Below are 22637 nucleotides of genomic sequence, written 5' to 3'. Positions count from 1 at the left end.
GGTCAGATCTCTCCCAATGTCAATTTCAAAACATCCAGTGCCGTGGCGGGCGTATTTACGCTTTCGCCCGTGCCGTTCTGCGCATAATCAAGAAAATATGCCATCTCCCGCAAATACCGCTGATTGACCGGCTCGTCCCAATGCTCCACCGTGCCGTCAGCCAGGGTCAGCGTGCCCGCGCCGAAATCCGCGACGACTGTTCCTTCTTTGCAGAACAATTCAATGCTCCGCCGATACTGCCGGCCGAAATAATCCAAATGGACCTCTGCCAGCATGGTGGGATACCGCGCAATGTACACGGACAAATCATCGGAATCAATTTCCAGATCGCTGTAGGTGCCTTTGAAATGATGCATTTCCAGCGGCTTTCCAAACAGTTCCACCAGATAATCCCACTCGTGGATCAGATCGATGGTCACGCCGCCGCCCATCTCCCGGTGAGCAGAATATACCGTGCGGTAATCCACACCGGGGCGCCAGTCCGGCAGGTACGACGAGCAGATCACCCGGACCGAATAGGGCCGAAGTTCCGGAAGGCGGCGTTTCAGCGCCAGCATCACACCGCACCAGCGCATGGGCGCGGCCACATACGCCTTTTGTCCGGGCGCAAGGCATTGTTCCAGGTCAGCCTCTGTGCGGTCGAAAATCGGTTTTTCAATGAACAGCGCATCGGCCTTGCCCCGCAGCATGCGCAGCGATTCAAAATGCAGGCTGGTGGGATTGGTGATAAACGCCGCGTCAAAATGCTCCTGCCCGCTGAGGGCGCGCATCTCACCGGCCAGCAGCGCCTGTGTGGCGACGGGGAGTTCCCGCCCGGAAGACCGAAGCGCCCATGCTTCCACCGGAATGCCCTTCTCCGCGGCCACCGTGTGCAAATTCTGCAAATGCCTGGTCCCAATGGAACCAAGGCCCACAAACAAAACTTTCATACTCCGCCTCTTTTTATGCGTTTTCGATGCGCTCGATCAGCTCCAGCACCGCTTTGTCTTTTTCAAAGCTCCAGCGCGGCTGCTGGGTGCCGTCCAGCACCCCGAAGAAATTCACGATCTCGTCGCCGTAAGCATTCTCCACAATGTTATCGGAATAGCGGGCGTCATGCTCGAAGCTTTCATAGGTCTGCACGGGCACTTTGTCCTTGGCCGCAGCATCGTAACGGGCCAGTGTTTTGGGGTTGCCCTCCCAGAACAGGTGCAAACCTTCGCCGAACACCTCAAAATTGCGCACCGCTTTCGGGCTGACCACGTCTACCGCCAGAATTCCCTTGACACCGTTCTCATGGCGCAGCGTTACAAAATACGTATCGGGGTAATCAATTTCCAGCTCGCTGAGCTTGTCCTTTTCCACATACACATGTTTCACCGGGCCGAAAGCATCCAACAGCCAGGGAAGATCAATGGCAAAAATCTCCCGCACGCCGCCGGTGCGCTTATCGCCCACGAAAAAGTTTTTGTAATTTTCCCAGGGGTGCCAGTCCGGCAAATACTGACCGATGTGGTAAATGTAATTGACCGGCTTTTCAAATGCCTGAACCTGTGCCTTGATGTACTGGGTCTCCGCGCGATAAAGCATGGTGGATGAAAGGAACAGCGGCACGCCCTTTTCAGCCGCCTTGGCCGTGAGAGCGTCATAGCCGTCACTGACCAGATTCAGCTCGGTGAACACCGGCAGGCCCGCATCCAGCAACTCGTCAATGATTTTTGCATGAGTGATGGGAGCGGTGCACACAAAGGCACAGTCCGGATGTTCCGCGGCCAGCGCCCCGGAAATGGAATCGTATGCCCGGATTCCCAGGTTCTCGGCCTCTTTGCGGCGGGATTCGGTCAAATCCACACCGCACAGTTCTGCGTCCGGCTTCACGCTGCGCAGAATGCGGCCCCGGCGCTTGCCCATACTGCCCAATCCAACGATCAATACTTTCATCTTTCTGTTCCCCGCTTTCCCGTGATTGTCAAAGGGTACCAAGCGCCTTGTAAAAGTTGCCGTACCCCACAATGGTATAAATCAGGCCGGTCTCGGTCTCGGTATACAGGCACCCGGTCTCCGGTGCAGCCAGGATGCGCACTTCGCCCGCATCTGTCAAAAGCGTGATGCGAAACATCTGCCCATAGCCTGCATACGGCAAATCCGTCTGCCAGCTTGGAACGCACGACGTGTTCTGCAAAAGTTCCAGAAGCTTGTCGGTCTGGCTTTCGGTGAGCTCCACCGGCTTTTCCTTTTTGCCCGGCACACGGCTGGACAATGTCACGCTTTGCACCTGGTCGGTCTGTGCCAGCGACGCGGGCCAGTAGGCCCAGGCACACAACCCCAGAACGACCGCAAAGGCTCCGCCCAGACTGATCACGCGGCGCAGCAGAGATTTCCGGCGTTCCTCATCGGGCTCGCGGCGCCGCTTGATCTCCGACAGAATCAGCGTAACAAGCAGGACTACAGCAAGTCCCAGCAGCGCCAGCAGGCACAGACGCAGCGCCGTGGTGATCATGCCATCAAAAAACTCCGGTGCCTCCAACTTCTGGCGGCCCCACACCTTCCACACCGTGCTCCAAATTTCCTTGCATTTTGCAAGCAACGCTTCCATGGGTCATTCTCCGTCGTAAAAAATTTTGGGTTTTCCGCAGCGCGGACCGGTCAAAAAGCACTCCATTCCCCGCACCATGCGCAGGCTGGTCTCGCCGCCGTTGTAGGGGCTGACCGTGGTTTTCGCCAGTTGTGCAAACTCCGGCGTAAGCGCTTTTTCCACCGCAGCGCGGATTGACGCGGCGTCCGCTTCACAGCAGATCACATTGGGGCACAAAATGCGCCCTTCCTGCCGGCGGCCGATGTTCACCGCAGGCACACCCAACGTAGGCGTTTCCACCACGCCGGAAGAAGAATTTCCAATAACCGCCGCACAATACTTCATGGCGGACAGGTACCGCAGCACCCCCAGACTGGTGAACGCCTTATATCTCTGCGGATGAAGCGCACAGATCTCATCAATGCGCCGGTTGATGTCCGCTCCGCCCGCATCTGCATTGGCCTTGGTAAAAATTACGTGCAGCGGCACATTTTCCAAAGCGTGCAGCAGTTCGTCAAACTGCCCGACCGGAGATGCACCGCCCGCGGTTTCCGGATGATACGTCACCAGCGCATAGGGTTGCTCCAACGAAAAGTCAATGCTCTTTTCCAAATCCGCCCGGCTCAGCAGCTTCATATTGCGCAGATTTTCATCGCCCAGACCGCCCACGTTCTCCACCGTGGCGGGGTCCTCTCCCATCCGGATGACCCGGCGGGCATACTCCTCGCAGGCTGGAAAGTGCAGGCTGGCCATTTTGGTCAGACAATGCCGGAAATAATCATCCGCCGCGCCGTGCGTAACGTCGCCGCCGCTGATGTGGATCAGCGGAATCTCCAGAAGAGCCGCCGCCTGCCCCACAGCAAAAATCTCGTACCGGTCACCCAATACCAGCACCGCGTCGGGCCGTGCCTGAGAAAAATAGTCCACAAAACGATCCAGCGTGTAAGCAACGGTCTTTGCCGTGGAGAGCGCACTGCCCGTACCGAACTTCAAAATGTCGATGCGCGCATCGATGGGGGCTTCATCCGCCTCCACCTCCGCCACGGTATGGCCAAATGCATCGCTCAGATGAGCGCCCGTGACCACCACGCTGGGGCGCAAAATCTCGCTCTGTTCCATCTTTTTTACAACGCCCCGCAGCAGGCCCCACTCCGCGCGGGTGCCTGTTACCACACAGACCGTTTTTTTCATGGTCATTCCCTCACAACTCAATTTTCTCGTCCTCGGCAAAATCCCGCTTGGCCGTTTTGCCCAGAACTTCGTGCCAGCGCATGGGGCTGACTCCGTCGCCCGGACGCTTGGTGGTGATGTTCTCCTCGGTGAACACCTCACCCTTTTGGATGGGTTTCGCTGCTACGATACTTTTGCGGGCAATGGCTTTGTTTTTTGCCTCGCTGGGGCTGACGTGCTTTTTGCCGTCGCCCAAGGCCTTTTCCACATTGCGTACAGCACGCACCATGGCGGCCAGCTCATCCGGCTCCAGGCTCGCCTTGTGATCCGGACCTTCCATATTGCGGTCCAGCGTGAAATGTTTTTCAATCACACAAGCGCCCAGCGCCGCAGCCGCAATATCCGCCTCGTAACCCGTGGTGTGGTCGGAATATCCCACCGGCAGGCCGAACTGCTCCTGCAGGTCATACATGGCGGTCAGGTTGGCGTCCTCAAAGGGCGTCGGATACTCCGTGTTGCAGTGCAGCAGGGTAATCTGCTCGGTACCGCCCTCTTCCAAAACGCTCAGCGCGTCTTCAATCTCGCTCAGCGTGCTCATGCCGGTGGACAAGATCACCGGCTTTTTGGTGGCGGCGATTTTTTCCAGATACGGCAGATTGGTGATCTCACCGGACGGAATTTTCCACACGGAGAGGCCCAGTGTATTCAGGAAATCAATGCTGGGCAGATCAAAAGGCGTAGAGAGGTATTCAATGCCGATCTCATCGCAATAGCGTTTCAGCTCCGCATGGCCGTCAAACCCGAAATGGATGCGGCGGCACATGTCCAGCTGACTCTCCTGCGCGCCGGTCTGTTCCTTCTGATACTCGGCCTTCTCGGCAAATTTGCTGATGACCAGCTCCGGAATAGCCGTTTGAAATTTTACGATGTCCGCGCCGGCCTTTTTTGCCGCCAGCGCCATTTTTTTCGCCAGTTCCAGGCTTCCGTTATGATTCACGCCCGCCTCAGCGATGATGCAGATGGACATGAGATTCTCCTCCTTTATTTTTCTTTCTGCCAAAGAGCCACAGAGCCGCCAGCATTGCGGCTGCTGCAGCCGAAAGGCACAGTCCCCAGGTTGCGCCGGGCACCGTCCAGCCCAATTCCAGGCTTTGTTCTCCGGCGGTCAGCTCCACGGCACACAACCCGTCGGCCAGCCGGTGCACAGAAACAGGCTGACCATCTACCGTACAGCGCAACGCCTGAGACCAGGGCACGCTGATCACATACAGGCTCTGGCCGTCCGCCTGCACCTGCGCGCGAAACGTGCCGATTTCCAGCTGTGTCTGCTGCACGTTTTGCGACGCACGGTCGCAAAATGCCTTCAAACGTCCGGTATCCAGCACACAGAAGCGAACACCGGTCAGCTCCATCTCCTCGTACACGGCCTGTACCTGCGCACGCACTGTGTCACCGGCACTGTATTCTCCCAGGCACACCACGCCCCAAGTATACCAGATACCCGGCTGCGCGCCCACCGCGTCTGGAATTTCCACCGGGAGTGCTTCATCGCCTTCCCACACGGCATAGACAATTCCATCCTTTGGCACCGAAGCGGTATACTCCTGCTGCCCGGTCAAACGCCCCGTAGGACCTGAAACCGAAAGGTCTTCCAGCAGCAGCGCGTCCTCTCCGCTGAGAGCCCGGAACAATGCATTCTGCACGTCGAACACATCCTGTCCCTCTTCACAGACGGGAATCGTCTGTTCCAGTGCCTGCACGTCTGCGAAAAAGCCAACCGGAAGAGCATACGGATTCTGCCACAACTGCAGAGATGTCTCTCCCGCCTGCCCTGCAAATACATAGTGAGGCTGAAGCGAATCGCCCTCCCGCGCAAGCAGGTATTTCAAACCGATCAGCGCCTCGCCAAAGGCGGTCCCGCCGGACCGGTAACCGTTCAAATCCGAAAAGCCCATGGCGGACAGCCAGTCGGTGTTGGCAGAGTCCTGTGTGGAACCAAAATGGGAAACACCGTGATATCCCAGCAGCATGGGGTCGTTGTAGCTGCGCTGAAACGTCTTTTCCATGCGCGCGCCTTCGTCCAGGTGCTCGGTATATTCCACGGCTGCAGACGTCTCATCGTAAAAATCCAGATAATCCTGACGGGGATACTGCTCAAACCGGCTCAGCACATCAGCGCTGTTCCAGGTCAGTTCCAGCACACACAAAACGCCGCACACGACAAGCGCACCCGCGCGCACCGCACGCCGGGAAGCACGCAGGCACACAACGCAAACCGCACCGACCGCACACAGTGCCCCGCCTGCCACAAACAACGTGGCAGTGTACCACTCGTGGCGCACCAGAAAGCAAACCGCCAGAAAGCCCAGGCCCGCGCCGCCCGCACACGCAAGGCGCCACGCATTGAGACAAGGGCTGACCAGCGCACGTCCCGCCAAAAAACACAGCCAAAAAGAAAACAAAAAAGAATTGCGGTAAGGGAACCACACCGGCGGCGTCAGCCCGTGGAACAACAGCATTAAATCCCTGCTGTACAGCGAGGCAAACAAAATGCCCAGCACTGCGGCACTGGCCAGCTTCTCCCGAAGTGAAATTCCTCTGGCGCAGAAATACACAATGACCAGCACCACCACCAGCGTGCCGCAATACACGTTGGGCAGCCCTGCCTCCACATTGCTCCAGTCAAAATTGCCCGGCATCAGCCGATAGAAAAATTCACTGGCCTTGAAGCTGGTTTCTCCGGTGATGGAAAAACCGCCCGACATGCCTTTGTTCTGCTGCACATCCAGCAGCGCCGGAACCAAGAGGAAGGCAGGCAGTCCTCCGCCGCACAGCGCGCCGAACCCGAAGCCAACACAGCGCCGAACACAGGTGCGCCCATCCAGTTCATGGCCGCCGGCCCACAGTTCCCAAAAAAAGTACAGCACGCAAAAAATGCAGGCCATGTAGGCAATGTAAAAGTTGGAAAAAATCGCCAGTGCCAGACTGACGGCGAACACAAACGGCCGCCCTGTGCGGCACAGCGTCCAGATACCGTAACACACCAGCGGAAGCAGCAGCCACACGTCGTGCCACATGATGTTCTGGGAATACACAAATGCCCAGGCGCAAAAGGCATAACCCAGCGCAGACAGAATCGCCCGATGGCGAAGCTGCGGAAAGCGGCGTTCCAGGAAAAAAGCCATCGCCGTACCGGCCGCAGTCACCTTGCACAACAGAACCAGCGCCGCGATCTCGGTGTAATACCGGGGATCAAAGAAAAAATACAGCACATGGAAAGGGCTGGCGCAATAATAGGCCAGAATGCCCATCAAATTTCCGCCCAGGCCCTTTTCAAAGGTATAGCCCCAGCCGGAGAACCCATCCAGAAGAGAACGGCGCATGTGGGCGAAATAGTTCAGATACTGACCGCCCAGATCGCCGGTCACTACCGTATTGGGGCCGAAGGGCCATACACCCAGCGCCACATACACCGCGCATACCATTCCCGCGCACAGCAGCGCCGTCACAGCCAGAATCCTTTTTTCACTCCAGCCCTGCTTCATCGAATCCGCTTCGCTCCCTTTGGGCATCGCCCGTTTGTTCATTGCTGCTCCAGACGGCGCCGCATGTTGTCCAGCTCTTCCAGCTGGCCCATATCCATCCAGCTCTGCTCGCTGACGGGGTAAACGCCCACCCGGCCGCCGCCCTGACGCACACGGTCGATCAGGTCTGTGAACGGCGTCGGCGTATCCGGCTCGATCATGTCGATCACCTGGGGCTCCACCACATACACGCCCGTGTTGGTGAGGAAGTTCATCTCCGGCTTTTCCTGAATGCGCTCGATCACACCGTCAGCGCCCAGCTCCACCACTCCGTACGGAATGGTAAAGTGCTTTACCGCGCACACCATGGTGATGGCATTTCCGCCTTCCTTGTGGAACTTGTAAATATCACCGAAATCCGCGTCCACCAGAATGTCGCAGTTGGTGAGGAAAAAGGTGGAATCGATGCGCCCCTTCAGCAGGCTCAATCCGCCGCCGGTGCCCAAAGGTTTGTCCTCATCCACATAGTCCACTTCGTAATCTTTCTGCAAATCGTTGAAGTAAGACTTAATCATGTTTTTCTTGTAGTTGACCACCAGATAAAAGCGGCTGCAGCCCACGTCGGTAAACCGATGAATGATATGTTCCGCAATGGGCAGCTCTCCCACCGGGATCAGGGGCTTTGGGAGAATTTTTGTGTACGGATACAGCCGGGTTCCAAGGCCGCCGGCCATCATCACCACCGGCACGTCGGTGCGCTCCGGGGTTTCAATGTCCAGCCCGTCGGCAAACACCACGTCCTGAATGCGGCCGGCCCGGTCCAGCAAAGGCAGCGCGCTGATGGCGTTTTCCTTCAAAATCCGGCGCGCCTGACTGCGCTGCTCCATGGGAAGCGCTTTGGGGTGATAATTCGCCATGCCGCTGACCGGTGCCTCCAGCTTGCCGCTGGCCAAAATATACCGGCGCACATCGCCGTCTGTCAGGGCTGCCTGCAAAACGCCGCGGTCCGCCACAAACAGCACCCGCAGACCCGTCTCGTCCAGACGGCGCATTGCCTCCAGCACACTGATGGACCCCTCAATGAGAATATCCTCGATTTTCATAAAAAATCCCCCGTGCATTTATTCGGTGCTCAGCCCTGGGACAGCTCCAGCAGCACATCCACCACGCGCTGGGCATCCTCTTCGGTGAGGCTGGTGGAACAGGGCAGGTTCACGATGCGGTCCAGATAATGACGCGCCAGATCCGTGCCGTAGCTCTCGTTGCGCGGATAATCCGCCTGATCCTGAATCAGTCCCCAGATAGGACGGGTCTGGATCTTGCGCTCAGCCAGCCGGCGGATGATCTCATCCCGCTTCAGAGGATGCTCGTCGTAGACATACAGACTGTAGAACCACTTGTTGGAACGCACACCCTCACGGAACGGCATGATGCCGTAGTGACCTTTGCCGTTCAAACGCTGGAAATAGAAATCATACATCCGGTTCTTGTGCTCAATGAAGCCCTCCAGCTGTTCCAGCTGCGCCAGGCCCATGGCCGCCTGCACGTTGGTCAGTCGGTAGTTGTAACCCACCTCATCGTGCTTATAATTCAACTCGTCGGATTTTGCCTGCGTCGACAGGTGCTTCATATGCGCCAGATACTCCGGATTGTTGGAAACCACCATTCCGCCTGCGCCGGTGGTGATGATTTTGTTTCCATTGAAGCTGTAAACGCCGATGTCACCCATGGTGCCGGCGTATTTTCCCTTGAAGGGGCCGTCGGTATAATACGTGCCGAGGGCTTCGGTGGCATCCTCAATCACAATCAGATTGTACTTTTTGGCAATCTCCAGCAGACCGGGCATGCTGGCCATGTTTCCGAACACATGTACGACCACCATGGCCTTGATGTGCGCTCCGGTGCGCTTGTTGATGCAGCGGCCATCCCGCATTTCCGCGTTGGCTTCCAGATACTCCCGCACCAGCGTGGGGCAGATGCACAGGCTGTCGCCGCAGCCAATGAAGATGGGCTGCGCGCCCGCATAACGGATGGGGTTCACTGCCGCGATGAACGTCAGCGTGGGGGCGATCACCTCATCGCCCGGTCCCACACCCGCGGCCAGCATTGCCAGATGCAGTCCGGACGTGCCGGAGTTACAGGCCACGGCGCCCGCGGCACCTACGTATTCGGCAATGGCCTTTTCAAATTCGGGCACCTTGCTGCCGCCGGTGGACACCCACTCGCTGACCACAGCGTCGTTGACATACTCCTTTTCGTTGCCGCAGAAATTGGGCACAGACAAGGGAATAAATTTCGGTTCCATGTTTATTTTCCTCCCTCTCGCCGGGCGGCGCTGTGCAAACGCAGGGCCAGGGCGGCGGCATATTTCAAAATTGCGGCGCTCAAAGCGGGCACCACCAAAAAGCTCAGCGCCCACGTGCGCGTAGGCGTAAACCAACTCAGAAAACTGCGGGGTTCGTTGAAGGTAATGCTCTCCACATCAAACCGCAGGCCGTAATAAATCCCCGGATCGATGCGCAGGCCATAGATATCTCCGTAAGGCAGTGTGAACGTATAGCTTCCGTCATCTTCCACGTGCGCCCACACCCGGCACCGGGCGTCAAAATCCTCCATGCCCTCGCGCGGTTTGTAGAACAGGCAGAACTCTCCCGGCTCCATGTTGGTGAAGTTGAAGCGAACCGTCACCGTCCGAACCGTTTTAGGCGGATCCTTCATGACCATGCGCGGGTCCACGCTGATGCTCACATAGCTGTCCGGTCCGGTCTGCTCCAGGTCCGTCAGTTCAAAATCGCTCATGGAAACTTCCATGGGGGTCACATTGCCCAGCGCCCGCTGCACCCGGTCTTCCACATATCCGAACAGCGGCCAAAGCAGGCTTCCAGCCAGAAACACCGCATAACAGAACGCCAGCAGCCGTTTATCGTTTCGGAACAAGGATGCGCCCCATTGTCTCAGCTTTTTCAATCGCGGTATCCTCCTCCCTCGACCGGCTCAAAGCGCATCGCATCGCCTGTACCCACAATGCGGTACAGCCGAGCCTCGCTCTCCAGCCCGTCAGTGAACAGGTCCGCATACGTATCGATGAAGACCTCGTCAATGTCATCCAGGTAAAGCGCCGTGCACCCGGTGGCCTCCAGATAGGCACACAAAACATCAGGCGTCAGTGTCTTGCCGATGAATGCCTCCCGATCTTCCGCGGGATAATCCGAGGAAAAGGCGCCTTCACGAATCTCGAAATCCGCGGAAAGCTGACCGCCGCCGAAGCTGTAATCCAACTGCACGTCCGGATAAAACTCATAGTAATGAATGAACCAGTTCTTGCCGTCGTCGCTCTGGCTGACATAGAACACCCGGTCGTCTGAAGTCAGGAACTGTTTGGCCTGCTCCACCATGGCAATATCCCGTTTGCGCCCGGCAAAATATCCGTCGGAATAATCCACCACCGACAGCTGCGGCTGTACAAAACTGGTCACGCGCCAACCGCAGCCCAGCGTCAGCGCCAGCAGAAATCCCGCGCCCACACTGGCCGGCTTCGCCTGTTTCAGGCTGCGCAGCAAAAACGCCAGCGCCGCGATGAACCAGCCGATGTAATAGGGATAGATGTACCGGTTGTAGCTGCTCAGCGCCGCGGCCTCGGCCTCCTTGAACACATACACATAGGTGAAGCCCGTAAAAATATAGAACGCCGCGAATCCCAGCACGCTCCACAGGGCGAACCAGCCCACCGCTTTGCGGCCCCGCTTGTCCTCATAGACAAAGGCCACTGCCAGAACCAGCAGGATCACCAATGTCACGATGAGACCCGAGCCGTTGAGATAGCGGCCCACGGTCCCGTCCTGCGAACCGACGCTGAACATGGTCAGCTTGGTGGAGTAAAAAGCCTGGGCCATATTGCCCATGACCTGCACAAACTTTTCGCTCTTGTTGGGACTGAAAAGCTCCACTATGCCTGTGACCACCATCTGCACCATGCCCATGTTCTGCTCACCGCCGATGTCAAAGCGGTTGGCCCCGGTGACAGCGCTCATATGGGCCGCCCATCCGAAGAACGCAGCAACAGGCGCTGCCACCATGGATACGATCCAGCACCATTTGGCTCCGGTGCCCCGCAGGCGTGCAAAACGCACCTCGCCCTTTTCCAAAAACAGCAAATCAAAGCAGATCAGTGCTGCAGCAATCAGGCACAGCGCAAAGCCCATGTCCTTGGAAATACATTCCACGGTCACCCCCATCACCGCGCACAGCAGCACAACAGGCGTCTTCTCCTTTGCCAGGAAATACACCACCAGCGGTGCGCCGAACAGCAGTCCCATGGGAATATCCGCATAGCTGCACATGTAAAGCGGCGACACGTTGATGTCCCGCTGATACATGGTCATCAAATAAGGCACCATGCACAGCAGCAGTGCCGCGGGCACCGCCAGGTTCCAGCGCCGCCGTTCCAGCGTATACAGTCCTGCTGCAAAAATGGCAAACATCAGAATATCGTACGCCGCAAACACCTTCCACGGCGCAAAGGACGTTCCCAAAAACTGAAACGCCTCATCCAGCATCACAAGGCCGGGCACGTAACTGGTGACCCGCAGGCCCTGGGGCTGGAAGGTATACAGCTGACCGGTGGACTTAACCACCTTGGGCGCAATGCCCCAGAAGCTGAATTCATCCCACTCCATAAACAGCGGCTGACGCACGGCAAACACCGCGATCACCGCCACACTGGCCACCAGGAAAAACGCCGTGGATGGCGTGATCAGCTCTTTCCAGCGAATCTCGCCGCGCTTGCGGACCAGCCACACCAGGGCCAGAACCGCTGCCGCAAACCACAGGATTCCCGCGGGAAACAGCAGGTTGACACTGGCCAGCACGCTATACCACAGAATGGTGGCATACAGCACGAACAGCGGGCTGATGCCCGCCGGAACATTCCATTTTTTCGTGCAGAAAATGCAAAGGCAAACGAGCGCCCCAAAGGTGACCATGCACCCGGCGCCCTGCAAAAAAGCTTCCAAAAAAGCAACTCTCCTTCTCTTCGGCAGCGCCCGCTCAGGGCACGATGCAGACCGGACCGATGAAATAGTGCTGCGCCAGCAGCACCGCGCTGAGCACCGCGAAAAAGGCGCAGACGCTCAGTCCCAGATGAAACGCCTTTTTTCCGCCGGCGCGGGTCGTTTCAAACACATGGCTCAAAAGCGCCGCCAGCAGCACAAACAGCATCAGGAATGCAGGCAGCAGATAACGCGCCTGCACCCCCAGCACCCGCACCATGGCCACCGGCGTGTATGTGATATACTGAGCGGCCAGCACACCGCCCGTATACAGCACCGCCAGGCCGAACAACCCCAGCGAAGGCCGCAGCGTCAAACTGCTTTTTTCGTGTACCGACAGGGCCGACGCAAAGGCCAGCACCACCGGTGACAGCATGGACACCAGACCAATGTTCAAATCCATTGCGCCGAAGCTGCCCAGCAGCCCCAGGAACAAATTATTTTCGTACAAAGTGCCCAGGAACACCATGGCTGTGCGAGGCAGATTCTGCAGCACAAAGCGAAGCTGCTCACCCATGTTCACTGTCTCACCCAGCATGCGGGCTTCCTCGTAATTGGTGCGGAAGGCCTGTCCATACCATTCCACGCCCACGGTCACCAGCACCGCACACACCAGAACGACCACCGCCACCTGCCATTTTTTCCAGCGGGCCTTCCACACCCGGGTGGGCAGGATCAGCGGAATGACTACCCAGAGCAGATTGATCCAGGGCTTGACGGCGTTCATCAGCGCAAACGATGCCAGGAATACCGCCAGATCTTTGTTTCGGATCTCGTCCACACAGAAATAGCTGGCAGTTAAATAATAGCAGCCCAGCATCAGGGCGTCGTAGTTGCAGGAAGCGCCGATATACAAACTCAGCGGAAGCAGCATCACCGCCAGGAACACCGGCTTGTAGCGCCGGCAATTGCGCAGGGCCAGCCAGCACAACAGCGCATACACCGCCAGATTGGCCAGGCGTCCGGCATAAAAGCAGCCCAATGCCCCAAAGCCCACAACCCGCGCCAGCACCATGGCCAGCGCCTGCGGCAGATACGGCAGTACCTGCTTGATTTGAGACTCCCGCACCACAGGTGCGCTCGCCTCTGTTTTCATTTGCTCGTACAGCGAAAAATGGTCTGCCAGACTCACTGTCTGTCCGTTTTGCTGTTTGATGGCATAGTTTTCGCTGGACCCGCCGCCGTTTACATTTCCGGCGGCATCATGCTCCAGCCAATAGGTCGTATTGCCATTGGCCCACGCACCGGGGAACGCCGCCAGCAGCGCATCCACATCCGGGCTGAACGTCCGTTCGCCGTCAAAATCAAACCGGCCCAGGCTCACCGCATAGGCACGCAGAAAATGTTCGCTCTCATCCGGCGCCTGCATGGGCGGATTGGCAAAGCAGAAACACAAGCCGCACAAAAACACAGCCAACGCGGCGCGGGTGTCGAAGTTTTTCACAAACCGAACCACCAGCCAGGCCGCCAGCACCACTGCCAGCGCCAGCGCACACACAGCCAGCGTCATGGGAACCGGCGCCACCGCGTCAAAGCCGTAAAATACGCGCCAATAATAGACCACACCAATCCCGCACACCACGGCGGCCAGCGCCGCCAGGCCCCAGCCCAGTGTGCCGTTCAGGTGCAGCATCTTCGGTTTTTCACCGTTTTGCTTCATCAAATTCTCCAAAAAGTATTTTTAAAGTAAATATTACAAACTGTAAACGCCTGTGCGAAACGAATCCATATGCTCCCGAATCCAGGCAATGGTCTCAGCCAGGCCCTGTTCAAAGGTATAGGCCGGTTTCCAGCCCGTCATCTGACGCAACTTGGTGGCATCGCCCAGCAAACGGTTGACCTCACTCTTTTCCGGGCGCAGGCGCTCGGATTCGCACACGATCTTCGCCTGGGGATTGATCTGACGGATCAGCTCATTGGCCAGATCGCCAATGGAGATCTCCTGACCGGTGGCAATGTTGATCTCCTGACCGACAGCAGCCTCGCAGTCGGCAATGGCCATGAAGCCGGCCGCCGTGTCCTTCACATAGTTGAAATCCCGGGTGGGGGTCAGGCTTCCCAGCTTCAGCTCCTGTGCACCGGAGAGCAGCTGTGTAATGATCGTGGGGATAACAGCCCGTCCCGACTGACGGGGACCATAGGTGTTGAAGGGCCGCACAATGGTGACCGGCAGTTCAAAAGAGCGGTAGAAGCTCTCGGCCAGCCGGTCCGCGCCGATTTTCGTGGCAGAGTAAGGGCTCTGGCCCTGGAAGGGATGGTGCTCGTCGATGGGCACATACTGAGCAGTCCCGTACACCTCGCTGGTGGATGTCACCAGAAGGCGGCGGGTGCCCACATCCCGGGCCGCGTTCAGCACGTTCAGCGTGCCTTTGATGTTGGTGTCCACATAGCTGTCCGGGGAATGATAGCTGAAGGGAATGGCGATCAGAGCCGCCAGATGATAGACGATCTCCTGTCCTTTCATGGCCGTGCGCACGCCGTTGGGATCACGAATATCCCCCATAAATACTTCGATCTCGTTTTTGATTTCGGGCGGCAGCGTGTCCAGCCAGCCCCATTTTCCAAAGGAATTATAATAACAAAAGGCCTTTACCTTTTCGCCCTTGCGAACCAGTTCTTCCGTCAGATGGCTGCCGATGAAACCGTCGGCGCCCGTCACCATTACGGTATGTGCCATACTACCTCTCCTTATCGTGCATGGTGCAACATGCAATACTCGGTTATTAGTATACTATAAATGAGGCGCCAATTCAATAAAAGTTCGTCTGCGGGACAAAAGACGCCCCCCTTTGCTTTACAAACAGAGTCTTTACATCTATAATAGTAAATTGGTCTTGTGTGGCCAAACCAGACAAAGGAGAGCTTTCATGACCCTGACAAGCGTGGGCTACGCGCTGTTTTTCGCGCTGGTAGCCATTCTCTATTTTGCCCTGCCCAGGCGGTTTCAAAACGGTGTTCTGCTGGCAGCGAGCGTGGTATTCTACTGTTTCAACCTGCCCGGTGCCGAATTAGCGGATGGTTCCGCCCGCCCGCTGTGGCTTCGGCTTCTGCCGCTGGCAGTGCTGGCATTCAATGTTGTGTTCACTTTTTTTGTTGCGCGTGCCATCGGGGCAGCCAAAGACGCACGCCGCAAACAGCTTCTGGCCCTTGGTGTGTGCGTCAGTGTGGCGGTGCTGTGCTTTTTCAAGTACTGCAACTTCTTTCTGCCCACACTGTTCGGCTTTACGGCGGTTTCCTTCCCGCTGCCGCTGGGCATCAGCTTCTACACCTTCGCGGTGATCAGCTATCTGGTGGACGTGTATTACAAAGCAACGGAACCGGAGACCAACTTCCTCAACTGGGCGTTGTTCGTCTCTTTCTTCGCCACCATTACATCCGGCCCCATCTGCCGGGCCCAAAAGGTCCTTCCGCAGCTGCGGGAGCCCCGCCGCTTTGACGCGCAGCGCACCTGCGACGCCTTCCGGCTGATTCTGGCGGGTCTGTTCAAGCAGATTGCCGTGGCCAATGTGCTGGGGCTGTTTGTCAATCAGGTATTTGAAAACAGCGCCGATTACTCCGGCCTGATCCTGCCTTTGGCGGCCGCCCTGTATGTCATTCAGCTGTATTTCGAGTTCTCGGGCTACTCCGACATTGCCCGGGGCTGCGCCATGCTGCTGGGCATCGATATCCCGGTCAACTTCAAAACGCCCCTGTTCTCCACCAACTTTTCCACGCTGTGGAAACGCTGGCACATCAGTCTGTCCAGCTGGCTGCAGGATTATCTGTTCACCCCCATTGTGTGGAGCCGCTGGGGCGATCACCTGCCCCGCGTAACCCAGAAAAACGGCAAAAAAGAGGCCAAGCCCTTTGTGGCCACTGTGGGAATCGTGTTCTTCATCAGCGGCTTCTGGCACGGGAACACCTGGCCTTTTGTGATTTGGGGCCTGCTGCAGGGCCTGTACCGCGTGGGAGAGGATCTGCTGCACAGCTGGTACCGCAAACCGCCCAAGCGCCCTTCTCTGCCTGTGCGAATGGGAAAAATCGCCGTGGTATTTGTGCTGTGGGCTGCCAGCCATGTGTTCTTCCGAATCGGCCTTGTGTCCGGCGGGACCGTGGGTGATTGCCTGCACTATTTTGCCAACAGCTTCACCGATTTGTCTTTGTCGCACTTTGTGAGCAGCTTTGTGACGGCGGTGGAAAACGGATTCTATACCCGCCCCATCATGGTGGTCGGCTGGTGCGTATACATGGCGGCTGTTCTGGCCATCGGTGTGTACGCCGATTGGCGCCAATGCTTTAAAATGAAGGATGCGCACTGGTCCACCGGCCTTGCTAAACTGCCTCTGGCAGCGCGCTGGTTGTGCTATTATGTGCTGATCGGCTGCATTCTGGTCGGCTTTATCATGCAAAGCGGCGGCTTCGGAACCGTCAGCTTTGCCTATGCAAACTTTTAAGGAGGAGCGCCGTGAAAAAAATCATTCCCAAACTGGCGCTGGCGCTGGCGCCCATCGTCCTGTATCTGGCAGTTTTTGTGGCCTTTGAGCCCAACAATTATTTCGGCCTGCGGGCAACGGGCAGCGACAACAGCCCTATCTCCCGCATCCGCGCCTTTGAAAAAGACCCGCATGACAGCATCATTCTTGGCGATTCCCGCATGGCGCATTTTGACATGGATCTGGTGGACGAAGTCTCCGGCACCCAGTGGTCCAACCTGGCTTACGGCGGCGCCAGCCTGGAAGAGAGCATCGATGAATTTTATTATGTCTATGAACAGCATCCCGAAATCCAACGCGTTCTGATGAGTATTTCCTTTTATACACTCAACGCCAACTACCGCACGGCCAACCGCATGGCCACGGTCAAAACGCAGCTGGCCAACCCCGTGGCGTACATTTCCAATCTGGAGTATAACATCAATACGCTGACCGTCATCGGCGATAAGCTGCGCGGCCTGCCCGACGCCGAGGAGACCGCCGAACACACCCCCGAGGATTATCTGCCCAACGGCCAGCGAAAAGACTTAGTCGCCTATGCGGCAATTTTGTACCAGAACTGCGCCAAGGCCGGCACCCTGCCCATGGTGGAAGGCTATTCCAGCACCCAGAGCATCGTGGAGGCCATGGACGCGGGCGAGCTGGACGGCGAAGCCCTCGCCGCAGCCATGGAAAGCTGTACGGTGGAGGACTCCAAATACGCCATCAACGAGGCCGGTCTGGAGCGGCTTTTGGAACTGGTGGAATTCTGCCGGGAAAACAACGTGGAGCTGACGCTGCTGGTGCCGCCCATGGATGACAGCCTGTACCGCTATGTGTGCGAACCGTTGGGCATTGATGATGCCATGCGCGGCGCACTGGATACCATTCGTGCCAGCGGCGCCCGCGTGCTGGATTACGAGTGGACCGAAATGCCCCACTGGGATGACACCGCTTACTTTGACGGATTCCACCTGGATACGCGCCACGGGCTGCCCCAGTTCACGCAGGAACTGTTTACCCGTGTGATGGAGGATTGAAGCGTCCTCACTTTTTGAAAAGGAGTTTTTCCATGTCTTTGGATTTTCTGATTTTGTATGAGCATGTGGTGCGGGAATACGAGAGCCTTTTGCTGCTGAAGCTGGAACTGGAACGCCGCGGCTATACCGTGGCCATTCATCAGCTGCTGGACCGCAAAAAGCTGAAATATTTCACCTGGAAAAAGCCCCGTGTGCTGGTGTCCAGCTGCATGTACGACGACGAAGCCATCAACAGTCACGTGTACAACAATGTGGGCGTGTGCAACCGCGTGGTCAATCTGCATTGGGAACAGATGCTGTCGGACACCCAGGAGGCCGCCCCCTGGTTCAACTTCAACGGGAACGCCAAGAAATGCGTGCAGACCTGCTGGGGCGAACTGACCCGCCAGCGTCTGATCGCCCACGATGTGCCGGAGCGCAACTGCCCGGTGACCGGCGCGGTGATGATGGATTTTCTCCGCCCGGAATTTCAGGGCTATTTTAAGACCAAAGAACAGCTTTGCCGGGATTTCGGGCTGGACCCCGACAAAAAACTGATGCTGTACATCTCCTCTTTCGGCTACGGCAGCATGAGCGAGCAGGAAGTACAGGAGCTGAGTAAAATGGCGGGCGAAGATTTTACACAGTTCGCCCGCACCAATCGCGAGAGCATGGCCGAGACGCTGCGCTGGTTTGATGAATACCTGACCGGACACCCCGAGGTGGAGCTGGTGTACCGGCGGCACCCGTCGGAATGGAACAGCCCGGCGCTGGACGCTCTGCAGAAAAAACATGCCAATTTCCATGTGATTTTTGCCGACAGCGTCAAGCAGTGGATCGTGGCCGCAGATCAGATTTTCATCTGGATGAGCACCGCCATTGCCGAGGTGTACTTTGCGGGAAAGAGCTGCCACATTCTGCGGCCCCAGCCCATTGAGCACGAATATGATCCGGTGATCTACAAAGGCGGACGGTACGTGGAGACCTATGAGGAGTTCTGCGCCGCCGCCGAACAGGAAGATGCCCCCTTCCCCATTGACAAGGACCTGATCGAAGGTTATTTTGACAAAAACGAAACCCCCAGCTACATCCGCATGGCGGACCTGCTGGAGGATGTCTACAAAAATGAGCCGCGGGATCTTCCCTTCTCGCCGCCCTACAAACCTCATTTCAATCTTTTAAAGTTCTGTGCGCTGGTCGGCATTCACATGATGTACGCCGTGAAGCTGAACCCCAAGGTTTTCCGCCGCATCTGTCCGCCCTTCGCCGATTTTGCCGGGCGCATTTACGGCTATGTGGATAAGGCCCACATTTCCAAGGCGGAAATTGCCCGTATGGAAGAAAAAATCCGCCCCTTCGTGCACTGATCACAATAAAAAAGAGGAAGGTCCCGCGCCTTCCTCTTTTTATTTTTCCTGAATAAACCGAATCAGTTCGGCTCTCGCCTGTTCCTGTGTGGAAAAGAATTTCCGCGTTCCCGTTAAATACTCATAAAGATCGTACCACTGCGTCAGCGGGAAATCTTCCGGGCGCAGGATGCTGATGCATCCCAGCAGCGGTTCCGGCACGCTGAAACGCAGGTCCGAATGCTCATGTACGGTAAGGAAGCAAGCAACCGAAAACAAGAGATAGACCGCCAGCACTACACTATTCCGAACCAAAGACCAAAAGATAAGCATTGTGGGAAAATCTAAACTTTTGGATTTTCCTACAATGCCGACTACGGCGGAATCCTTCCCACTCCTTATATCTTTATTTCCGTATACATTGAATTTGTATTTAGTAAATGCTATAATGTCCCTATTCAAATTATAAATGTGTTGAATTAGTTACATGTACATATTTTTTGTGCCGCATAAATACCCTGTTGAGGTTGTCGTTCTTTGTCCAGATGTGGAAACAATAAAAGGAAGGGAACGATACAGGGAGAAAACAGGCTATTCCGGCTTTACGGTTGAAACCTTATACGATACATTTATGCAGACAACACCACGGATCGGCTTTTGGCTGGACAATTCCAACCAAACACCACAGCAGACAGCAGAAACCATTCTGAACGCCAGAAAGTCGGTATGATTGTTACATATAAGGGGAAGAAAAATTTCTTTTAGGTACTTTCTTTCCTAAAACTAATGTGATATAATAGCATCATTCCAAAAAAGGAGTAAAAAATATGCGGCAAGGTATTCTTAAATAAAACTATAATCAAATAGTGGGAACAAAGGATTATGATAGTCCCTTTTGTGGGGGCTTGGTTTTTTGTACCCAATTTAATAATACTTTTGCCTTATCAATTTTGACATATCCGAAAAACAGCAATCACAAACAGGTGTATGCTGTATATGTGTATGTCCGCAAATTATAATCCCCAGTGGTAAAAGTATTTTACTGCTGGGGATTTTTATGCCCTTTTGGGGCTGTAAAAGGAGGACAATCACATGAAAATAATCAATATTGGAATTCTCGCCCATGTAGACGCAGGAAAAACAACATTGACGGAAAGCCTGCTGTACACCAGTGGAGCGATTGCGGAACAAGGAAACGTGGATAAAGGAACTACAAGAACAGACACTATGATTTTGGAACGGCAGCGCGGAATTACCATTCAGACAGCGGTTACTTCTTTTTGCTGGAATGATTATAAAATCAATATCGTGGACACTCCCGGTCATATGGATTTTTTAACCGAAGCATACCGCTCTTTATCTGTCCTTGACGGAGCTGTTTTAGTCATTTCGGCAAAAGACGGCGTACAGGCACAAACCCGTATATTATTCCATGCGCTTCAGAAAATGGACATTCCGACAATTATCTTTATAAATAAGATAGACCAAAATGGGATCGACCTGCGGCGTGTTTACCAAAGCATTAAAGATAAACTTACCAGTGATATGATTGTCATGCAGGAGGTTTCCCTGTCGCCAAAGATAACCATGACCGATATTTCTGATTTGGACAAATGGGATATGATTATTTCCGGAAGCGATGAACTATTAGAACGATATGTTGCAGAGGATTCTTTGGATATACAGGAATTACAATATGAAAAGTGCAAAAGAACCAGATGCTGCTCTTTGTTTCCTGTTTATCATGGGAGTGCAAAAGACAATTTAGGAACAGAAAAACTGATTGAAGCGATTACAGAAACTTTCATTACAGAAACAGACGATATTCAGTCTGAATTATGTGGATATGTTTTTAAGGTTGAGTATACAGAGCGGAAAAAACGGCTTTCTTATTTACGCCTGTATCATGGGACGCTCCATTTACGGGATACCCTGCTGCTGTCAAAAAAGGAAAAAATAAAGATTACAGAAATGTGTATTCCGTCAAATGGTGAAATCGTCCCGGTTGACCATGCCTGTCCGGGAGAAATTGTTATTTTAGCTGATGATACTTTGAAACTGAACGACATTCTGGGAAATGAAAAACTCCTGCCTCACAAAACACGGATTGATAATCCCATGCCATTACTTCGGACAACGGTAGAGCCGCAAAAGCCGGAGCAAAGGGAAGCCCTGTTAAATGCCCTCACAGAGATTGCTGATACAGACCCTCTTTTGCATTTTGACATTGATACTGTTACACATGAGATTATATTATCTTTTTTGGGAAAAGTACAGTTAGAAGTTATTTGTTCGCTATTAGAAGAAAAATATCATGTGGGCGTGGCTATGAAAGAGCCTTCGGTTATTTATCTGGAAAGACCGCAAAAAAAAGCGAGCTACACGATTCATATTGAAGTGCCGCCGAATCCGTTTTGGGCATCTATTGGTTTGACTGTAACACCGCTTCCTGTTGGAAGCGGAACACAATATAAAAGCGAGGTATCTCTCGGCTATTTAAACCAAAGTTTTCAAAATGCCGTCATGGAGGGTGTGCGTTATGGAATGGAGCAGGGCTTATATGGCTGGGGAGTGACAGACTGCCAAATTTGTTTTGATTATGGAGTTTATTACAGCCCGGTCAGCACCCCCGCTGATTTTCGTTTTCTTGCGCCTGTCGTGTTGGAGCAGGCATTGAAAAAAGCAGGAACACAACTGTTGGAACCATACCTTTCCTTTACCCTTTTTGCACCGCAGGAATATCTTTCACGGGCTTATAATGACGCACCAAAGTATTGCGCAATCATTGAATCAACCAGACTTGAAAAAGATGAAGTTATTTTTAAGGGGGAAATCCCTGCCCGTTGTATTGGTGAATATAGAAATGATTTGAATTTTTATACAAATGGAAGAAGTGTCTGCATTACAGAATTAAAAGGGTATCAGGAAACTTCCGGCGAGCCTGTGTTTCAGCCACGCCGCCCGAACAGCCGTTTAGACAAGATCCGGCATATGTTTCAGAAGATAATGTAACATCTTGCGCAATGCAAACGTTCATTGCTGGCTATTGCGAAATATCATTGATAAAATCAGCATCAGAGAGGAGGAACCATTTTGAACCAGAAACAGACGGATATTACAACAGGAAAGCAAATACGTCATCTGCGAACACAATCGGGAATGACACAGGAAGAACTGGCTGGGAAATTGAATGTTACCCGGCAGGCGCTATCGAATTGGGAGAGAGATGTTAATGAACCCGATTTAAATACGTTGAAAAAAATTTGTTTTCTTTTTGGAGTCCACATGGACGATTTTGCGAAGGAGGTAATAACAAAAATGGAAACATGTGAAAAAAAGAGAAACGACAATTTAATAAGTATGATATGGCAATTGGACTTTTTTATGGTGTCGGGATATTTCTTGGCATTGGTATTTTCTTTGTTGGCGGTTTTATGACAATGTCGGGTGCAGGGTGGGGAGCATCACTATTTGGCGGTGGCTGTTTTTCTCTTGTATTTGGCTTGATATGCCATGCAGTTATTA

At 54.7% G+C, this 22637-nt stretch carries 18 protein-coding genes; 5 read left to right on the top strand and 13 right to left on the bottom strand.

The features are described from left to right. Window positions 1-2: 2 nt before the first annotated feature. From WMO24_RS07240 to WMO24_RS07185, 12 genes are read right to left on the bottom strand one after another with little or no spacing between them, the layout of a single operon-like run. Window positions 3-929 (bottom strand): Gfo/Idh/MocA family protein, encoded by a 927-nt coding sequence (locus WMO24_RS07240; protein WP_349215688.1) that lies wholly within the window; start codon window positions 927-929, stop codon window positions 3-5. A 13-nt stretch (window positions 930-942) separates the two neighbouring features. Then, the gene (locus WMO24_RS07235) at window positions 943-1920 is read right to left on the bottom strand and encodes a Gfo/Idh/MocA family protein (protein ID WP_349215687.1); all 978 of its coding nucleotides are present in this window, start codon (window positions 1918-1920) and stop codon (window positions 943-945) included. A 28-nt stretch (window positions 1921-1948) separates the two neighbouring features. Then, window positions 1949-2575 carry a hypothetical protein gene (locus tag WMO24_RS07230; RefSeq protein WP_349215686.1) on the bottom strand — a complete coding sequence of 209 codons (627 nt, stop codon included), beginning with the start codon at window positions 2573-2575 and terminating at the stop codon, window positions 1949-1951. 3 nt (window positions 2576-2578) lie between these two features. Further along, complete coding sequence (neuC, locus tag WMO24_RS07225; RefSeq protein ID WP_349215685.1) at window positions 2579-3751, bottom strand: UDP-N-acetylglucosamine 2-epimerase; 1173 nt, start codon at window positions 3749-3751, stop codon at window positions 2579-2581. A 4-nt stretch (window positions 3752-3755) separates the two neighbouring features. Continuing rightward, entirely contained in the window at window positions 3756-4751 is a 996-nt protein-coding gene (gene neuB / locus WMO24_RS07220) for an N-acetylneuraminate synthase (protein ID WP_349215684.1), read from the bottom strand. Further along, complete coding sequence (locus tag WMO24_RS07215; RefSeq protein ID WP_349215683.1) at window positions 4729-7311, bottom strand: YfhO family protein; 2583 nt, start codon at window positions 7309-7311, stop codon at window positions 4729-4731. The genes neuB and WMO24_RS07215 overlap by 23 nt, the downstream gene beginning before the upstream one ends. Beyond that, window positions 7308-8351, bottom strand: a complete 1044-nt coding sequence (locus WMO24_RS07210) for a sugar phosphate nucleotidyltransferase (RefSeq protein ID WP_349215682.1) — start codon at window positions 8349-8351, stop codon at window positions 7308-7310. The genes WMO24_RS07215 and WMO24_RS07210 overlap by 4 nt, the downstream gene beginning before the upstream one ends. Window positions 8352-8380: 29 nt before the next feature. Beyond that, window positions 8381-9553, bottom strand: coding sequence for a LegC family aminotransferase (locus tag WMO24_RS07205; RefSeq protein WP_349215681.1), 1173 nt, complete (start codon window positions 9551-9553; stop codon window positions 8381-8383). 2 nt (window positions 9554-9555) lie between these two features. Next, window positions 9556-10215, bottom strand: a complete 660-nt coding sequence (locus WMO24_RS07200; protein WP_349215680.1) for a hypothetical protein — start codon at window positions 10213-10215, stop codon at window positions 9556-9558. Continuing rightward, window positions 10212-12260, bottom strand: coding sequence for a hypothetical protein (locus WMO24_RS07195; protein WP_349215678.1), 2049 nt, complete (start codon window positions 12258-12260; stop codon window positions 10212-10214). The genes WMO24_RS07200 and WMO24_RS07195 overlap by 4 nt, the downstream gene beginning before the upstream one ends. Before the next feature lie 34 nt (window positions 12261-12294). Beyond that, a complete protein-coding gene (locus WMO24_RS07190; RefSeq protein WP_349215677.1) occupies window positions 12295-13956 on the bottom strand; it encodes a DUF2142 domain-containing protein in 1662 nt (553 codons plus the stop codon). Window positions 13957-13989: 33 nt separating this feature from the next. Next, window positions 13990-14973: an NAD-dependent 4,6-dehydratase LegB gene (locus tag WMO24_RS07185; RefSeq protein WP_349215676.1), complete on the bottom strand. Its 984-nt coding sequence runs from the start codon at window positions 14971-14973 to the stop codon at window positions 13990-13992. Window positions 14974-15163: 190 nt separating this feature from the next. Between WMO24_RS07185 and WMO24_RS07180 the strand changes: the two genes are divergently transcribed. Genes WMO24_RS07180 through WMO24_RS07170 form a run of 3 tightly spaced genes read left to right on the top strand, consistent with a single transcriptional unit; the run spans window position 15164 to window position 19133 of the window. Continuing rightward, the gene (locus WMO24_RS07180; RefSeq protein ID WP_349215674.1) at window positions 15164-16729 is read left to right on the top strand and encodes an MBOAT family O-acyltransferase; all 1566 of its coding nucleotides are present in this window, start codon (window positions 15164-15166) and stop codon (window positions 16727-16729) included. Window positions 16730-16740: 11 nt separating this feature from the next. After that, complete coding sequence (locus tag WMO24_RS07175) at window positions 16741-17787, top strand: hypothetical protein (RefSeq protein ID WP_349215673.1); 1047 nt, start codon at window positions 16741-16743, stop codon at window positions 17785-17787. A gap of 32 nt (window positions 17788-17819) precedes the next feature. Continuing rightward, window positions 17820-19133 (top strand): surface carbohydrate biosynthesis protein, encoded by a 1314-nt coding sequence (locus tag WMO24_RS07170; RefSeq protein ID WP_349215671.1) that lies wholly within the window; start codon window positions 17820-17822, stop codon window positions 19131-19133. Window positions 19134-19172: 39 nt separating this feature from the next. Here the strand turns inward: WMO24_RS07170 and WMO24_RS07165 are convergent, their stop codons facing one another. Further along, entirely contained in the window at window positions 19173-19445 is a 273-nt protein-coding gene (locus WMO24_RS07165; protein ID WP_349215670.1) for a hypothetical protein, read from the bottom strand. A gap of 759 nt (window positions 19446-20204) precedes the next feature. Here WMO24_RS07165 and tet(32) point away from each other — a divergent pair. Together tet(32) and WMO24_RS07150 are read left to right on the top strand one after the other, a co-directional pair. Further along, complete coding sequence (tet(32), locus tag WMO24_RS07155; RefSeq protein ID WP_002602099.1) at window positions 20205-22124, top strand: tetracycline resistance ribosomal protection protein Tet(32); 1920 nt, start codon at window positions 20205-20207, stop codon at window positions 22122-22124. An 81-nt stretch (window positions 22125-22205) separates the two neighbouring features. Then, window positions 22206-22550: a helix-turn-helix domain-containing protein gene (locus tag WMO24_RS07150; RefSeq protein WP_002602098.1), complete on the top strand. Its 345-nt coding sequence runs from the start codon at window positions 22206-22208 to the stop codon at window positions 22548-22550. Window positions 22551-22637 lie beyond the last annotated feature (87 nt).

The organism is Ruthenibacterium intestinale, from assembly GCF_040096265.1.
In the GTDB taxonomy this organism is placed as follows: domain Bacteria; phylum Bacillota; class Clostridia; order Oscillospirales; family Ruminococcaceae; genus Ruthenibacterium; species Ruthenibacterium komagatae.
Note: the sequence above shows the minus strand (reverse complement) of the source record. Positions and strands in the feature narration are given on the sequence as shown.

Bases quoted from the DNA above. Each gene is read 5' to 3' on its own strand.
- WMO24_RS07240 (WP_349215688.1), bottom strand. From the start codon at position 929: ATGAAAGTTTTGTTTGTGGGCCTTGGTTCCATTGGGACCAGGCATTTG.
- WMO24_RS07235 (WP_349215687.1), bottom strand. From the start codon at position 1,920: ATGAAAGTATTGATCGTTGGATTGGGCAGTATGGGCAAGCGCCGGGGC.
- WMO24_RS07230 (WP_349215686.1), bottom strand. From the start codon at position 2,575: ATGGAAGCGTTGCTTGCAAAATGCAAGGAAATTTGGAGCACGGTGTGG.
- neuC (WP_349215685.1), bottom strand. From the start codon at position 3,751: ATGACCATGAAAAAAACGGTCTGTGTGGTAACAGGCACCCGCGCGGAG.
- neuB (WP_349215684.1), bottom strand. From the start codon at position 4,751: ATGTCCATCTGCATCATCGCTGAGGCGGGCGTGAATCATAACGGAAGC.
- WMO24_RS07215 (WP_349215683.1), bottom strand. From the start codon at position 7,311: ATGAACAAACGGGCGATGCCCAAAGGGAGCGAAGCGGATTCGATGAAG.
- WMO24_RS07210 (WP_349215682.1), bottom strand. From the start codon at position 8,351: ATGAAAATCGAGGATATTCTCATTGAGGGGTCCATCAGTGTGCTGGAG.
- WMO24_RS07205 (WP_349215681.1), bottom strand. From the start codon at position 9,553: ATGGAACCGAAATTTATTCCCTTGTCTGTGCCCAATTTCTGCGGCAAC.
- WMO24_RS07190 (WP_349215677.1), bottom strand. From the start codon at position 13,956: ATGAAGCAAAACGGTGAAAAACCGAAGATGCTGCACCTGAACGGCACA.
- WMO24_RS07185 (WP_349215676.1), bottom strand. From the start codon at position 14,973: ATGGCACATACCGTAATGGTGACGGGCGCCGACGGTTTCATCGGCAGC.
- WMO24_RS07180 (WP_349215674.1), top strand. From the start codon at position 15,164: ATGACCCTGACAAGCGTGGGCTACGCGCTGTTTTTCGCGCTGGTAGCC.
- WMO24_RS07170 (WP_349215671.1), top strand. From the start codon at position 17,820: ATGTCTTTGGATTTTCTGATTTTGTATGAGCATGTGGTGCGGGAATAC.
- WMO24_RS07165 (WP_349215670.1), bottom strand. From the start codon at position 19,445: ATGCTTATCTTTTGGTCTTTGGTTCGGAATAGTGTAGTGCTGGCGGTC.